The 14,696-nt window shown below is 69.3% G+C and carries 13 protein-coding genes and 1 tRNA gene; 3 read left to right on the top strand and 11 right to left on the bottom strand.

The genetic code is table 11. The features are described 5' to 3' along the window. Window positions 1-5: 5 nt before the first annotated feature. From F8O04_RS01450 to F8O04_RS01440, 3 genes are all read right to left on the bottom strand, one after another. The gene (locus tag F8O04_RS01450) at window positions 6-1,901 is read right to left on the bottom strand and encodes an ABC transporter permease (RefSeq protein ID WP_158027536.1); all 1,896 of its coding nucleotides are present in this window, start codon (window positions 1,899-1,901) and stop codon (window positions 6-8) included. A gap of 75 nt (window positions 1,902-1,976) precedes the next feature. After that, the gene (locus F8O04_RS01445) at window positions 1,977-2,960 is read right to left on the bottom strand and encodes an alpha/beta hydrolase (protein ID WP_158027535.1); all 984 of its coding nucleotides are present in this window, start codon (window positions 2,958-2,960) and stop codon (window positions 1,977-1,979) included. A gap of 138 nt (window positions 2,961-3,098) precedes the next feature. Beyond that, complete coding sequence (locus F8O04_RS01440) at window positions 3,099-4,175, bottom strand: M15 family metallopeptidase (protein WP_158027534.1); 1,077 nt, start codon at window positions 4,173-4,175, stop codon at window positions 3,099-3,101. Between the two features lie 124 nt (window positions 4,176-4,299). Here F8O04_RS01440 and F8O04_RS01435 point away from each other — a divergent pair, with 124 nt between their 5' ends. After that, complete coding sequence (locus F8O04_RS01435; RefSeq protein ID WP_158027533.1) at window positions 4,300-5,223, top strand: DNA-methyltransferase; 924 nt, start codon at window positions 4,300-4,302, stop codon at window positions 5,221-5,223. Between the two features lie 327 nt (window positions 5,224-5,550). On the opposite strand, the gene F8O04_RS15260 is transcribed toward F8O04_RS01435, so the two are convergent. From F8O04_RS15260 to F8O04_RS01415, 4 genes are all read right to left on the bottom strand, one after another. Continuing rightward, complete coding sequence (locus F8O04_RS15260) at window positions 5,551-5,757, bottom strand: hypothetical protein (protein ID WP_373285868.1); 207 nt, start codon at window positions 5,755-5,757, stop codon at window positions 5,551-5,553. Window positions 5,758-5,843: 86 nt separating this feature from the next. Further along, on the bottom strand, window positions 5,844-6,182 hold the full coding sequence (locus F8O04_RS01425) for a growth/differentiation factor (protein ID WP_158027532.1): 339 nt from the start codon (window positions 6,180-6,182) through the stop codon (window positions 5,844-5,846). Further along, window positions 6,179-7,828 (bottom strand): TFIIB-type zinc ribbon-containing protein, encoded by a 1,650-nt coding sequence (locus F8O04_RS01420; protein ID WP_225734803.1) that lies wholly within the window; start codon window positions 7,826-7,828, stop codon window positions 6,179-6,181. Before F8O04_RS01420 ends, F8O04_RS01425 begins: the two co-directional genes overlap by 4 nt. Before the next feature lie 29 nt (window positions 7,829-7,857). After that, a complete protein-coding gene (locus tag F8O04_RS01415) occupies window positions 7,858-9,120 on the bottom strand; it encodes an SPFH domain-containing protein (protein ID WP_158027531.1) in 1,263 nt (420 codons plus the stop codon). A gap of 280 nt (window positions 9,121-9,400) precedes the next feature. On the opposite strand from F8O04_RS01415, the gene F8O04_RS01410 reads away from it, so the two are divergent. Further along, a complete protein-coding gene (locus F8O04_RS01410; protein WP_158027530.1) occupies window positions 9,401-10,960 on the top strand; it encodes an amidase family protein in 1,560 nt (519 codons plus the stop codon). A gap of 53 nt (window positions 10,961-11,013) precedes the next feature. Here F8O04_RS01410 and F8O04_RS01405 read toward each other — a convergent pair. Continuing rightward, window positions 11,014-11,086 (bottom strand) — tRNA-Arg (locus tag F8O04_RS01405). Between the two features lie 152 nt (window positions 11,087-11,238). Between F8O04_RS01405 and F8O04_RS01400 the strand changes: the two genes are divergently transcribed. Continuing rightward, on the top strand, window positions 11,239-12,558 hold the full coding sequence (locus F8O04_RS01400; protein ID WP_225734802.1) for an MFS transporter: 1,320 nt from the start codon (window positions 11,239-11,241) through the stop codon (window positions 12,556-12,558). A 152-nt stretch (window positions 12,559-12,710) separates the two neighbouring features. Here the strand turns inward: F8O04_RS01400 and F8O04_RS01395 are convergent, their stop codons facing one another. From F8O04_RS01395 to F8O04_RS01385, 3 genes are all read right to left on the bottom strand, one after another. Continuing rightward, window positions 12,711-13,235: a flavin reductase family protein gene (locus tag F8O04_RS01395; protein ID WP_158027529.1), complete on the bottom strand. Its 525-nt coding sequence runs from the start codon at window positions 13,233-13,235 to the stop codon at window positions 12,711-12,713. 276 nt (window positions 13,236-13,511) lie between these two features. Next, on the bottom strand, window positions 13,512-13,871 hold the full coding sequence (locus F8O04_RS01390; RefSeq protein ID WP_158027528.1) for a hypothetical protein: 360 nt from the start codon (window positions 13,869-13,871) through the stop codon (window positions 13,512-13,514). Next, a complete protein-coding gene (locus tag F8O04_RS01385) occupies window positions 13,868-14,680 on the bottom strand; it encodes a YqjF family protein (RefSeq protein WP_158027527.1) in 813 nt (270 codons plus the stop codon). Before F8O04_RS01385 ends, F8O04_RS01390 begins: the two co-directional genes overlap by 4 nt. Window positions 14,681-14,696: the final 16 nt, after the last annotated feature.

Raw genomic sequence — 14,696 nt, 5'->3', positions numbered from 1 at the left:
TTCTCCTAGGTGTTCGTCGCGACGTTGCGATCGGGGGTTGACTCGGCTGCGCGGACAGTGGCGGGCACAGGGGGATCCTGGCGAGCACGCAGGGTGGCAAGGGTCTCGGTCTGGGTGGCGGCGGGGCCGCGGCCGCTCGTGCCCGCGGGCGGGACCGGGCGCGATGGCCCGCGCTTGTCACCGCCTGACCGCAGCATCCGTTTGATCACGTCGATGACGGCGGCGATCACGAGGATCTCGACCGTGAAGATCACGAACTTCGCGGCCGCGACGGTGAAGTTGCCGGCTTGATAGTCGTCGTAGACCGAGATCGCGAGCATGGGCTGGTTGCGCTGTCCCAGCAGCATCGGGATGGCCAACGAGCCCGACATGACGACGAAGCAGAGCAGCCAGCCGTTGAGCGCACTCGGCAGGAGGAGCCGGAAGACGACGGCGAACAGCGTCCGTGGGCGGGAGGCGCCGGAGACGCGCGCGGCATCTTCGAGCTCGCTCGGGATTTGCGCCACGGCGCCGGAGATCGATCGGCTCGCGAGCGGCACGGCGGCGATGAAGAGGGCGATCATGAGGAGCAGGCCCGAGCCGTACAGGCCGCTCACCGGGCTGAGCAGCACGATCGTGATGATGCCGAGTGCGAGCAGCAGGCCGGGGACGATCATGGGCAGCAGCGGGCTCACGTCGAGGAATGCCGTGAGCGCGCCCCGACGGAGGCGCGCTGCCCACAGGATGATGGCGGCGGCGACGATCGCGACGGCGGCCGCGCAACCGGCGAGAAGTGCCGTGACGAGAAAGGTGCGCACGGTACCCCGGTCGGTCGCCAGCCGCACGAGGGTGTCGACGGTGAATCCCGTCGTCGCACCGAAATACGGTGACATCGCGACGAGCACGAGTTGCAGCAACGGCAGGCCGAGCGCCACGACCGCGTAGAGCACGGTGGCCACGGCGACCGGCAGCCGCCACGGGCCGAGCGACCACACGCTGTGGCGCGCTCCCTTGCCCGAGACCGTCGTGAACGAGCGGCGGCCCCGCACGCGGCGCTCGAGCCACACCAGCACGAGCAGGATGCCGAGCAGGATGATCGACACGGCGCTTGCGTGGCCGTACGCGGGACGAGCCGCGTCGTTCAGGTAGCGAAACACCTCGGTCGGCAGCACGTAGATGTCGGCCGGCACTCCCAGGACGACGGGCACGTCGAACGCCTCGAGTGACACGACCGTCGACACGATCAGCACCGCGGCGATCGTCGGCGCCAACAGCGGCAGCTGCGTGCCGAAGAAGGTTCTCACGGCGCTCGCACCCGAGACCCGCGATGCCTCTTCAAGCGCACGATCCAGCGTCGAGAACGGGCCGACGAGGATCAAGTACATGAACGCGGTGTTGCGCAGGGTCGACACGAGGAGCAGGCCGGCCCACGATTCGACGTCGAAGGGCCCGGTTCCCCACTGGTAGCCGTCTTCGAACCCCGTGGTGATGCCGCGAAGCCAGACATTGATCAACCCGACCGACTCGTTCCCGAGCATCGACCAGGCCAGAGCGTAGAACAGCGGCGGCACGGCCACCATGACGGCCATCGTTCCCGTGACGAGCCACTTCAGACGGGCGTTGGTGCGGGTGACCATCGTCGCGAAGAAGATGGCGAGGGCGATGCCGGCGCCGACGCTGACGACCGTCACGATGACGGTGTTCCACAGCGTCGACCAGGTGCGCGGCGAGTTCATGACGTCGACGAACGGTTCGGTCGACCACGTTCCGTCCGAGAAGGGGCTTGTGCGGAACGCGCCGATCAGGACGGCGATGACGGGTGCCGCGAACAGCAGCAGGATCGCGATCGCGATCGCGATCTGGATGTTGCGCTCCGGCTGCAGCGACCATTGCCTGCGTGCCGCACGGGTGAACGCCGTCACGGGCGGGCTCCCTGACCGCGTGTGGTGGTGGCCTTCATCGGCGCGCCTTCGATCGGATTCCCCCGTCGTCGCGTGTCACGACGCCGGGGTTCGCTCGGCGACGAACGCGTCGACGAGGGGCATGAGTCGGTCGTGCGGCGTGCCAACGGCGTACACCGTCGAGAGATGGTTGTGCGAGGGCAGAGCGACGAGCGGCGGGAACGTGCCGCGCCGCGCGTACCACGACGCCACGAGGGCCGCAGCGCTGTGCTGAAACTGCTCGTCATCCCATTCGGCGACCGCGAGGAGCAATGGCACGTCCGTTTCGACGACAGTGTCGAGTGATCCTCTCGTTTCCCACGCGGAGCGGTCGTCGCCCCAGTACGCGCGATGCATCGGCAGGTCCTTCGCGGCTCCGACGTCGTACATGCACGAGACGAGCACGGCCCCGGCGACGCGAGGCGCCCTCCCCTCGGCCTGCAGGCGGAGGTTGTCGGCCACGTGCATGGCCCCCGCCGATTGTCCGAGGAGCACGATGCGCTCGGGGTCGGCGCCGATCCTCGACGCGTTGGCGCGGGCCCATTCGACGGCAGCGCCGACGTCGGCTCCCCCGTCCGGCCAGCTCGCCTCGGGTGCGAGCCGGTAGTTCATCGCGACGCCGATCATTCCGTGTTTCGCCGCCCACGCGCCGATGTTCGGGCCGAAGGGGCTGCCGTCACCGCTCTTGTCGCCCGCGACGAAGCCCCCGCCGTGCACGAAGAGCAGCACGGGGCTCCCCGTCGGGTCACCCGTTCGGATGCCACCGGAGACGCCCGTGGCGGCGCCCGCGCCGTCCGCGCTCCGATAGACGTCGAGACGGTGGCGTGGGTGCGGGCCGTAGGCGACATCCCGAGTCACCTCGACGCCGGTGAGGTACTGGGCGTCGAGACCCGACGCGCACAGCTGCTTCGTCCCCTCGATCAGCTCCGGCGCGAGGGCAGTGCCGAGCGCCTCGATCGCGGCCCGCCACGACCCTGCGTCGTGCTCCCGCCCAGATCGCGAACCGCGACGGTGTGATTCCTGTGTCGCCTGTCCATCCATGCGCCTCTCCCGTCACCGTTGACCCGTGCAACCACGGTATGGAGAGGAGGGGAAGCGGCGACATGCCCTCGGCGACAGCCGTTCAGCCCGTTCTTGCCGCCAGAGCCAACCGTGCGGCAGCACGGTCGCGTCAGTGCGTCAGTACCCGGGGGCGGCCGGAACTCCCAGCCACTGCTCGTACGTCGTGACCCCGGCGTCGTGCATGGCTGTCGCGACCTCCACGCCCACGTAGCGGTAGTGCCAGGGTTCCCACTCGAAGCCGGTGACGGACGTCATGCCCTCGGGATACCGCTCGATGAAGCCGAACGTGTGGGCGTTCGCCGCAACCCACTGTCCGCCGAGCGTGGACGCCCAGCACTGCTCGAGCACGCAGCCCTCGTCCGATGAGAGGTCGACGGCGAGGCCGGTTTGGTGCTCGCTGTAGCCGGGGCGCGCCGACGTCAGGTCGGCGCCGGATTGACCGAGCGTCGACACGAAGTCCTCGTGGAGCGACTGCTGCGTCGCGTAGCTCCGGTATCCGCTCGTGGCGTCGAGGGTGATGCCGGATGCTCTGGCCGCCTCGAACATGTCGCGCATCGCGTTGGCCGCGGGCTCGCGGAGCGAGTGCCCGTTCGCGCTCGGCACGCCGAGGGTCGCCAGGTCGACGAGGTCGCCCGGCACGTGGTCGACGGGGCTCAGCGGGTTCTGCTTGTTCACGAGCACGTACTCGCTCGCCGGGTCGGTCGTCGACCCCGGCACGGACGACGTGCCCCGGGCATCCAGCATCGAACAGCCGAGCCAGCTGTTCTCACCGGCACCGATGTTGATTCCGGCGACGCACACCTGCACGGGCGCCTGGCGCGTGCTCGGCAGGAACGCGGCGTCGATGCCCTTGCCGGCGACACCGTAGGGGCGCAGCTCGGGCGCCGGCGCGTCGGCGGCGAACGAGTGCGTCAACTCACGGTCCTGGAACACGGCAAGGATGATGGGAGCGCCCAGATCGGACCGGTCGAACGCGTGACCGGAGAGCGTGAACAGGCCGTCGGTTCGCAGCCCGAGCGAGATGCGGCCCTCCGGGTCGTCGCCAGAGTCGTCGCCGGGCGTCGCGAACGCTGCAGCCGGGGCGAGCAGGCCGAGCGTGACGGCGGCGGCGATCACCGACAGCAGCACCGTCCGCGCCCAGCGAGCGCGGTGGCGCAGCGCGGCGTCGAGCCATGTGCGCGGGAACGTGTGCATGCAGATCCTTCACCTCGGAACCCCGCGTCCGCCACGGGGCACCTGCCCGAGCTTACCGAGTCGACGCGGGAGGGGTGAGGAGGATTGTCCGTCGCCCCGCCCGGGGCCCGATACCGTTGGCCGGATGAGCGCGCGCACGTGGACCCCCGACAGCGACGACCTCGTCGTGCAGGGCGACAATCTCCCGGTGCTCCGGGCGCTCCCGAGCGACGCGTTCCAGCTCATCTACCTCGATCCGCCCTTCAACACCGGTCGAACCCAGGTGCGTGCGACGGTCACGAACGCCGCCTCCGCGACGAGTTCGCGCGTCGGTTTCAGGGGCCTCACCTACGCAACCGTCAGAGAGCGCGTGCTGAGCTACAACGACACGTTCGACGACTACTGGTCGTTCCTCGAGCCCCGCCTCGCCGAGGCATGGCGGGTGCTGCACCCCACCGGCACGCTCTACCTGCACCTCGACTACCGGGAAGTGCACTACGCCAAGGTCTTGCTCGACGCCCTGTTCGGTCGCCACTGCTTCCTTAACGAGCTCATCTGGGCCTACGACTACGGCGGGCGAACGAAGAAGAAGTGGCCGCCGAAGCACGACAACATCCTCGTGTACGTGAAAGATCCTTCGTCGTACCTCTTCGATGCCGAGGCCGTCGACCGCGAGCCGTACATGGCTCCCGGGCTCGTCACACCCGAAAAGGTCGCCCGCGGCAAGCTGCCGACCGATGTGTGGTGGCACACGATCGTCTCGCCGACGGGCAAGGAGAAGACGGGCTATGCGACCCAGAAGCCCGAGGGAGTGCTCCGTCGCATCGTGCAGGCGAGCAGCGCCGAGGGCGACTGGGTGCTCGACGCGTTCGCCGGTTCGGGGACGACGGGCGCCGCCGCGGCCCGGCTAGGACGGCGTTTCATGCTCATCGATGAGAACCCCGAGGCGGTCGGGATCATGCGTGGGCGACTGGGAATGGATGCCGCCCTCGCCGACTGGCATCCGGGCGCGGCGTACCGGCGGGACGAGCCGTACCGGCAGGGCGCGGCGTACCGGCAGGGCGCCTAGGGCGTGTCTCCTAACCGCGTGTGATCGCGCGCCCGGGGGGGGCATGGCAGGGTGGTGCCATGACCTCGTCGGTGACTGTCACGCCTCGTACCCATTGGGTCAACGGGTGGTTCTTGCGGCTGTTCGCTCGCCCTGTTGTTCGCTTGGACGGTATCGACCATGAGGCGAGGTGGAGTCGACCGTTCCAAGTTGAGGTCACTGTGGGCTCACACGAAGTTGGCGTCGGTGCGCGCTATCGCGGCACAGCCAGTGTTCTAGGAGTTGCAGGGTCGCGCATCGAGGTCCCTGAGGGGCGGCACATTGAGGTCGAGGCGAGGAATGGTTTCTTCAACCATCAGCCCTTCGTGGTGCACGCACCGGAATCGACGCCTGATCCAGCCGCTGGAGCCATTGGATGATGGCGCGGAGGACGGCTCCGGCGCTCGAGGTCAGGCCGAGCTTGTCGTAGCGGGTGGCCAGGCCGCGCCATTGCTTCACGTCGCTGTCGCCGCGTTCGATGACATTTCGACCGCGGTAGGCACTTCGTCGGCTCATCCGCCCACCATCACACTCCGAACCCCCACGAACCTAGGAGACACGCCCTAGCCGACCAGCGTCGACCGGCGGGCGGGCGCCCGCCGCTACGCATCGTGGTGGATGGCCGTGTTCGCTCCAAGCCGCTGCGTCGCCTTCTTCGAGTTGTCGCCCTTGATGCGCTTGCGATCCGTGCCGCGAATGTGCTTGAGCTTGCGGTCGTAGGTTCGCGGGTTGCGCACCTCGCTCGCCGTCTCGTGCTCGTAGACGTGCCGCTTGTCGGTGTTGCGGTAACGCCGGTAGGTCCACGTGTAGAAGCCGATGCCCGCGAGCGGCCCGAGCGCCAGAATCGCGAGGATGCCGCCGCCCTCGCTGTCGCTGTTCGATGCCTCGAGGAGGCCGCTTCCGCCCAGCGCCGCATGCGCGTCGATGAGAAGTTCGATCACCACAGGAACCCTCCGATCGCGGCGCCGATGACGACCGCGACGCTCGCCGCCGTGATGACGCCGCCGATGAGGGTCGAGATGCCGATGAGCCTGCCCTGCCGCACGGGAACGCTGCCCATCGTCTCGCCGGTTCGCCCGTTGACCGCCACGTAGTGCAGCAGGCCGGGGCCGTCCTTGCGCTCCTGGTAGTAGCTGTACAGCCACACGGGCACGTAGAGCGCGAGCCAGCGCGTGCCATGCACCGCGATCGACTCCCGCTCCCACCGCACGCCGCGGTTGTACTGGCGCGTCGACTCGTTCGCGCGGGCGCGGGCGATCGACAGGGTCTGCTCGTCGGCGGCGCGCATGAGCTGTCGCACATCCATGTCGCGCCGTTCCGAGGTGTAGCCCCGCAGGTAGTTCGCGTTGTAGGTGACCGCGTGCTTGACGTCGAATGGAAGGATCGCGTTGATGATGTTGTTCGTGTTGCGCGAGGTGTCCTGGTCGGCGCGCTGCTGCGACGACTCGAGCTGAATGTCGTCGACGAGGATGTCGAACGCCCGTCCCAGCTGATACAGGTCGGCGTCGTACACCGTCTTGCTTGACTGGTTGTTCCCGGACCCCGTCGACACGGTCCGGGTGCGGATCAGCACCTCGCCCTGGCCCTCGAGCTCGACCGACGCGTTCGCGTCGACCGTGAGGTAGGGGAGGTAGACGCCGACGACCTCGCTCGCGGCGAACTCCTTCACGAACGTGGGATGCGCGAAGAACTTGCGGGCCTTGACGAACTCCTCGATGCGCTTGATCGCCTCGTCTCGGGTGATCGAGAACGGCAGCACACCGTCCGGTACGGCGCCGTTCGGCAATTGCTGGTTGATCGACAGCGTGTTGCGGCACCAGTGGCATCGCGACTGCAGGGCCTCGGCGGTGTTGACCACGACCTCGGCGCCGCAGGCTCCGCACTTGAGCGTCACGACGGCTTCGCTCGACTCGGGCGTGTTGGAGGCGCCCGATCCGAGCAGCGTGCCGCGCAGCTGGTCGATCGGCGAATCGAAGCCGAACTTCGCCTCGAGCGAGGTCTCGTTCCACTCGTTGCGGCAGAACGTGCACATGAGCATGCTGCTGTCGATGCGGTGCACGACGTCCGTCGAACCGCACTTCGGGCATCGCTCGAGCCCGTCGCTTCGGCCCGACGAGGTGTCGACGACCCGGCGCTTCGGCCCCCCGGTCAAGACCGATTCGAGGTCGGGATGCGGACCGTTGGCGTCCCCCGGCGTCGGCGCGGCCCCGGCCTGCTGGTCCGGCGCCTGCTGGACCGGCGCCTGCTGCGCTGGGGCGGCTGGTCCTGCGGTCGAGCCGTGCGGGTTTACGAGCCCGCCGGGCGCCGCGGGCGGCGCGTAGTCGGGCGGAAGTCCCTGGCTCGTGACGCCGTCGATCATGCCCTGCGCGGTCTGCGGGGCGCTCTCGTACGGGTGCGGCAGCCTGCCGGGTGCCGGCTGGGCCGGCGGCGCTGCCTGGTCGGGGTGGGCAGGCGGCGCCGCCTGCTGCCCCGGCGCGACCGGGTGACCGGCCCAGCCGACGCCTCCCGGAGCATCCGGGCCAACTGGCCGCTGCCCGCCGACGGGGTTGTGGCCTCCCGGCGGGCTGGGTGGGTGTTGGCCGGTCATGTGACGCCTGTCCTTCGGAATTGCGGTGACTAGTCGAGCCCGAGCGCGCGACGCTTGGCGGCGTCGTAGTCGTCCTGCGAGATCAGCCCCTGATCGAGCATCTGCTTGAACTTCGCGAGCTGACTCACGCTGTCGTCGACGGTCGCGGGTGCGCCCGAGGTCTGCTGGGGCTGGCCCTGCTGGGGCTGGCCCTGCGGAGCCGACGCCTGTTGCTGCGGCTGCTGCCCCTGCTGGAACGGATTCTGATAGGGGGCCGGCTGGTTCGGGTTCTGCTGGAAGTTCATGGCGCCGCCCGCGGCGTTCATGCCCATGCCCATCATGGCGATGCCCTGCCCACCCGAGTTCTGCCCTGCCGACTCGAAGCCGCGCGCGACGGATTGCTGCAGGAACGACGCCCCGCGATTTCCCGAGAGCGCATCCGCCTTCTTCACGTCGGACAGCAGCTTGCGCGTGTCTTCGTCGTACTCGATCGCCTGGATGGCGACCTGCGAGATCACGAGCCCGCGCCCGCTCGCCCACTGATACGCCTGCTCGACGGCATGCGAGAGCGACTGCGCGAAGCCGAGCGAGTCGCCCTGGATGCGGGCCATGCGGTTGCCCTTGCTCGGGTCATTCGTGTAAATCGAGAAGGCGGGCGCGAGCGACGAGACGACCTCGTTGAACAGCTGGGTCGCCGCGTCGTTGTCGAAGTCGCCGAAGTCGAACACGCGGGCGTCGGTGCCGAGATAGGCGTACGGAACGAACTGCTTGGCGAAGAGGACCGGGTCGATGATGCGCAGGCTGTACGTGCCTCGAGTGATCGCACCGACCTGGGCGCCGAGATAGGCGTCGTCCCAGTAGATCTCCGATTGCGTGCCGAAGCGGTTGTTCGGGATCTCTTTGAGGTTGACGTAGAAGGCGAGCTGCTGGGTTGCGGGCTGGCCGCCGAACTTGAAGCGCTCCCACGACGACATCACCGTCGGCGAGATGAAACCGCCGCCCGTGAAGACCGACTGCGACTGCTGGTGGTTCGACGCGTACTCGTACCCTCCGGGCTCGGCGATGAGACCCGTGAGCTCGCCGTCCTGGAAGGTCAGCAGCGCATAGCCCTCCGGCACGACGATCTTGCTGCCGTTCGTGATGACGTGCTCGGAGCCCTTCGTATTCGCACCGCGCCCGGCATCCGTGCCCTTCGCGACGGCCGGGAACAGGGCGGCCGTTGGGGCGAGCCCCGTCGGCGGGACGAGGAAGTCGACCCACTGGTCGGCGAACATGCCGCCGATCGCGCCTTGAAATGCCTTGATGAAGCCCATGCTGCTCCTTGATTGTGATCGGCGCGTCGGTGCCGAGCGCCGTCAGGTCGAACATCCGTAGCTTGATGGCGCGCCGGTCGACGCATCCTGGCGCCGCGGGGGTACGGCTTCAAGCACTGTATCGAGGTCAGGCGAGGCCACGCCATGAAATCGTCCGCCAGGACGACGGCATGACAACCGACGGAGGCATCGGCGTCGCCGTGAGCCCGGGGGATTCCACACCGTCGTTCAGGCAGACTGTCATTGAGACGGTTCCGACCACGATGACGAGGAGGAACGCATGCGCCCGGACCGGGAGTACGGCCACGTTCGCCCGCCGCACGCCGAAGAACTGCAGGAGTACGCGCGCCGCCGCGGCGTCGACCTCGGGCGCGAGGAGGCCGCCGAGCTCGTTCCGGTGCTCGCCGGCATGATGCGGGAGTTCGACACCCTTGACGAGCTGCCCGAGCCGGCCGCCCCGCCGGTGTCGTTCCCGCGGCGGGACCCCGGACGCGCGCCGACCGCGGAGGAAGACCCGTACAACGCGTTCATTCGCCTGTGCCGGGTCGAGGGCGCCGAGGACGGGCCGCTCGCGGGTCTCACGGCGGCCGTGAAGGATTCGATCGCGGTCGCCGGGGTACCGATGACCAACGCGTCGCGCATGCAGCCGACGCTCGTGCCGACGGAGGACGCCGTCGCCGTCGAGCGCATTCTTGCCGCCGGCGCCACGATCGTCGGCAAGACCAACCTCGAAGACATGGCGATGGGCGGCGGCGAGGGTAGCGTCTACGGCCCCGCCCTCAATCCGAAGAACCCCGCGTACTCGACCGGCGGCTCCTCGACCGGATCGGCGGCCGCCGTCGCGTCGGGCGCGGTCGACTTCGCGCTCGGCGCCGACGAAGCGGGCAGCATCCGCATCCCGTCGTCGTGGTCGGGCATCGTCGGCATGAAGGCCACGCACGGCCTCGTTCCCTCGTACGGGCTCACGTATTTCGACCACACCCTCGACCACATCGGCCCGATGACGCGCGACGTGGCGACCAACGCCCGCGTGCTGCAGGCCCTGGTGGGCCCCGACTGGCGCGACCCGCAGTGGCGGCGCTCCGTCCCGGTCGTCGACGACTACGAGGCGGGCATCGGACGCGGGGTCGAGGGCCTGCGCTTCGCCGTGGTCGACGAGGCCGTCGAGTGGAGCTCCGACGATGTCCGCGAGTGCTTCGAGCGCGCCTGCGACGCGCTTCGCGACGCCGGCGCCACGATCGAGCACGTGTCGGTGCCCCTGTGGCAATCGGCGTGGCCGATCGAGAACGGGCTGCTGACCTTCAGCATGCGGGCCATGATCGACTCTGCGGGCGCCGGCTACTTTCATCGCGGCCGAATCGACCCGCAGGCGCTCTCGACCTACTCGGCTCAATACCGCACGTCGCCGCGCCTCGTCCCGGTGCTGACGCAGCTCAACCTCCTCGCCGCCGAGCACCTGCGCGATCACTACCACGGCGCGCACTACGCGAAGGCGCAGAACTTGCGAATCGAGCTCACGCGCCAGCTCGACGAGGCGACGGCCGACGGTCGGGTGCTGCTGACGCCGACGACGACGACGGTCGCGACGGAGCTGTCGACCGAGCGGCACTCGTTCGTCGAGGTCATCTCGCGCATCGGCGGCACGTCGGTGCTCAACACCTGCCCGACCGACCTTTCGGGGCATCCCTCCCTCAGCGTGCCCTCCGGCACGGGCGCGAACGACCTCCCGGTCGGCCTCCAGCTCATCGGCGGCGACTCCTCCGAGGCGACGCTCTACGCGGCGGGAGCCGTCATCGAGGCCGCCGGGACCGACTCCACGATCGACGAGACCCGCGCCTGAGACGACGAAACGCCCCGCGCGTGCGGGGCGTTTCGTGACTGTCTCAACCAGTGCGCGCCCGGAGGGATTCGAACCCCCAACCTTCTGATCCGTAGTCAGATGCTCTATCCGTTGAGCTACGGGCGCACGGCTGTATCACCTTCCGGCGAACGACCGACGGCTAGCTTACACACACGTGCCGCGGGCGGCCAAATCTGCGCGATCCGTCACCCGCGACGCGGCCCGAAGCGTTGCGTCACAGCTCTCCTGAGCGATACTCAGCCCGCTACGGTGGGAACGTGACGACCGTGCCCCCTCCCCCGCCCAGTGACGCTTGGGACGGGCACGAGCGAGGCACGCGAGCCTTCCGCGACGTGCGCCTGGCGCTGCTGTTCGCGGGCATCGTCACCTTCGCGCAGCTGTATGCTCCGCAGGCCGTGCTGCCGCAGATCTCGGCCGAGTTCGAGGTCGAGGCGTCGCATGCGTCGCTCATGGTCTCGCTCGGCACGCTCGGCGTCGCCCTCTCGGCGATTCCGTGGTCGCTCGTCGCCGACCGCTTCGGGCGGGTTCGCGTCATGATCTGGTCGGTCACGAGCGCAACACTGCTGGGTTTCATCACCGCGGCCATGCCCTACTTCGAAGTGGCGCTCGCACTGCGCCTACTCGAGGGCATCGCCCTCGGCGGCGTACCGGCGGTCGCGCTGGCCTACCTGAACGAAGAGATCGCGACGCGTGTCGCACCGCTCGTGGCCGGCACCTACGTGGCAGGCAACACGATCGGCGGACTGTCGGGGCGCCTCATCTCAGCCCCGCTCGGCGACGTGCTGGGCTGGCGCATCGGCCTGCTCGGCGTTTCGATCCTCGCCGTCGCCGCGACCATCGCCTTCATCGCCGTCGTGCCGCAACCGAGGGGCTTCACCCCGCCGCGGCGGGGTGAGATCGCGTTCGCCCGGCAGGTCACGACCACGCTCGGGCACGTCGCCTCGCATCTGCGCACGCCGTCGCTCATCGGCGTCTACGCGCAGCCGATGCTGCTCATGGGCGGATTCGTCGCCATGTACAACTTCCTCGGCTTCCGACTGCTCGCCGACCCGTACCGACTCCCGACGTGGCTGGTCGGGCTGGCGTTCCTCGCCTACCTCGCGGGCTCCGCGACGTCACCCATCGCCGGCTCGCTCGCCGCGCGCTTCCCGCGCAAGTACGTGCTCCTCGGCTGCACCCTCGTCATGCTCGCCGGCACCGCGCTCACGCTCGCGGCGCCCGTCTGGCTCATCCTTGCCGGCCTCATCGTCATGACCGGCGGGTTCTTCGCCGCGCACTCGGTCGCATCCGGCATCGCGGGCAGCATCCCGCACCGGGGGCGCGCCCAGTCGAGCGCCATCTACAACTTCAACTACTACCTCGGCTCGAGCGTGTTCGGGTTCCTCGGTGGCGTGCTCTACGTCGCGTTCGGCTGGATCGGAACGGTCGCGATGGTCGCGGCGCTCATCGTGCTCGCGCTGCTCTTCGCGCTCGTGCTCATCCCCGCGGCGACACCGGCCGCGCCGCCCGCGGCGGCTCGCCCTATCGCATCGCCGTCCGGCGTCTCAGCCACGAAGGGGCCGGCGGCCGCTCCATAGTCGTCGTACGCCGGTGACACCCCGCAGCCGTGGGGCCGTACGCCGCCGTCTGCGCCGAGACGCGAAAACGCCCCAGAGCATCCGGATGCCGGTGGCATCGTCGGGTGCGCAGGGGCGTCTTCACGTGGTGCGGACGCGGCCGGTTCTCGCGACTACTGCACGTCGATCGAGTCCTCCGCGACGAGCTCGCGGAACTTGGCGCCGTGCCAGATCAGCGGCTCGTTCTCGCCGACGCCCATGCGGGTGACCTCGAGCAGCGCCATCCAGTGGTCGCCGGCCTCGGACACCGAGTGGATCTTCGTCTCCAGCCACAGGGCGGCACCCTCGATGAAGACGGCACCACTGTGGTCGACGTCGACCGCGACGTCGGCGAAGCGCGCGGCGCGGTCCTTGCCCGCGAGCTTGCGGGTGAGGTCGCCCTGGCCCTTGCCAAAGATCGACACGCCGATCGAAGCGGCGTCCTTGATCTCGTCCCAGGTCTCCGATGACTTCTGCACCGCCACGGCCACGAGGCAGGGCTCGAGCGACACGCCGACCATGAACGACGACGCCACAAGGGCGTGCTTGTCACCGTCCTTGTCGATGGCGAGCACCGATACACCCGACGGGAACTGGGCGAACGTCTTGCGGACGAGCATCGTGTCGTCCTGGAATTCGACCACCTTGGGCTGGCTCATACGGTTCTTCCTTTCGAGGGCTCATCTCCGGGCCCACTGTCTGACCGGCTTCAGCCTCGACCACGTCGCGGTCGTCGAGGCGGGAACGCGGCGCCTGGTTGGGGCCCGCCGGTGGCACTTTATCGGCAATGTGCGAACCAGCACACGGCCGACTGACACGTGCGGGTGACGGATGGGATCGTTCGCAACCGCCGCGGCGCACGAGTGTGGGCCGGCACATGGCGCGCCTCACTCGCCCACCCGGTGCCGCGGAGCCGGTGCGCGGCGCCCCGGCGCCTACTCGGGGCGCTGCAGCGAGTCGGGCGCCGGGAACGGCAGCGAGATGCGGGCGGGGTTGGCGCCGACGGCCGACGCCGCCCCGAACTCGTCGGCCACCACGACGAGTTCGTCGTCACGGAGCTCGCCGATGCGCACGGGCCGCTCATTTCCGCAGGGCTGCCGGAGCATGTATCGGTCGGCGAGGTAGCCGAGACCGCGCTCGTCGAGTGATCGCTCGGCGTCGAACCAGTCGACCGGCCCCTCGATATCGATGCGCCCGAGCGCATCCACGGTGCCAAAGCCGTCGCCGACCGGAACGATCCATCCGAGTCGCTCACCGTCGGGCCTGCGGTGCTCGATCCAGTGCTCGGGAATCATGTGCCGAGGGTACTGCGAAGGGACGACGCCCGGAGTCGGTCGACCCCCGAAGCATGCACGTTTCTCCCGAGACCCCCGTCGACGCGCACGGACGCGGGGATGCCGAACCGCGCGCGGACCCCCGGGCTGTAGAGCACCGAATCGGGCGGGCGCTCGGTGACGCCCGGCAGCCCGGCCGCGGCGACCAGCTCATCTTCGAGGCGCAAGAGCCTGGCAGGGTGCAGCCGCCAGGGCGCGTGGTCGGTTGGCAGGCGGAGCGTTCGCCCGAGCCATCGCTGGTGCAGGGCCCATCGCGCCGTCAGAAACGTCGACAGCGGGTCATTGGCCAGTGTCGACGGGTCGACGCGCGCGTCGATCCTCGTGCCAGCCCCGTGCCGCCCGCGGCGCGAGCGGTAGCGGATCGTGCCTGCCTCGACCCGCTGGCCGGTCGCGGCCCACACGTACCGCATCCCGGGCAGGCAACGCGCGGCGAGCACGGCCGGCAGGCTCGGGGCATCCAGCGACCGGAACACGACGGCGCGCCGTCCCTCCACATCCACGCTGTAGAGCCGCACGTTGATCTCGACGAAGGTGCCGAAGGGCCCGAACCCGATACCGGGCCACACTCGAGCATCCCGCAGGCGAAAGGCAATGAGCCCGACCCACGTCGACCCGTCGAAGACGTCCGGCTCGGTGCCGGCCGGAAGCAGGGCCGCGGTCGCCCGCGGCTCGATGCGCCAGTGGAGGAACAGCGCGTCGTACCAGCCTTGAGTCGCGATCGTGGGGCCGACGAGGCCCGGGCCGTGCGCGTTGATCGGCTCGGGATGCATGGGCAGAGGGTAGCTC

The sequence above is a fragment of the Pseudoclavibacter endophyticus genome (genome assembly GCF_008831085.1).
GTDB classification, from domain to species: Bacteria; Actinomycetota; Actinomycetes; order Actinomycetales; family Microbacteriaceae; genus Pseudoclavibacter; species Pseudoclavibacter endophyticus.
This window is presented reverse-complemented; position numbering and strand designations above follow the sequence as displayed.

What these genes read in the sequence shown, in the direction of transcription:
- F8O04_RS01445 (WP_158027535.1), bottom strand. Translation starts at nt 2,960, where the DNA reads ATGGATGGACAGGCGACACAGGAATCACACCGTCGCGGTTCGCGATCT.
- F8O04_RS01440 (WP_158027534.1), bottom strand. Translation starts at nt 4,175, where the DNA reads ATGCACACGTTCCCGCGCACATGGCTCGACGCCGCGCTGCGCCACCGC.
- F8O04_RS01435 (WP_158027533.1), top strand. Translation starts at nt 4,300, where the DNA reads ATGAGCGCGCGCACGTGGACCCCCGACAGCGACGACCTCGTCGTGCAG.
- F8O04_RS15260 (WP_373285868.1), bottom strand. Translation starts at nt 5,757, where the DNA reads ATGAGCCGACGAAGTGCCTACCGCGGTCGAAATGTCATCGAACGCGGC.
- F8O04_RS01420 (WP_225734803.1), bottom strand. Translation starts at nt 7,828, where the DNA reads ATGACCGGCCAACACCCACCCAGCCCGCCGGGAGGCCACAACCCCGTC.
- F8O04_RS01415 (WP_158027531.1), bottom strand. Translation starts at nt 9,120, where the DNA reads ATGGGCTTCATCAAGGCATTTCAAGGCGCGATCGGCGGCATGTTCGCC.
- F8O04_RS01410 (WP_158027530.1), top strand. Translation starts at nt 9,401, where the DNA reads ATGCGCCCGGACCGGGAGTACGGCCACGTTCGCCCGCCGCACGCCGAA.
- F8O04_RS01395 (WP_158027529.1), bottom strand. Translation starts at nt 13,235, where the DNA reads ATGAGCCAGCCCAAGGTGGTCGAATTCCAGGACGACACGATGCTCGTC.
- F8O04_RS01390 (WP_158027528.1), bottom strand. Translation starts at nt 13,871, where the DNA reads ATGATTCCCGAGCACTGGATCGAGCACCGCAGGCCCGACGGTGAGCGA.
- F8O04_RS01385 (WP_158027527.1), bottom strand. Translation starts at nt 14,680, where the DNA reads ATGCATCCCGAGCCGATCAACGCGCACGGCCCGGGCCTCGTCGGCCCC.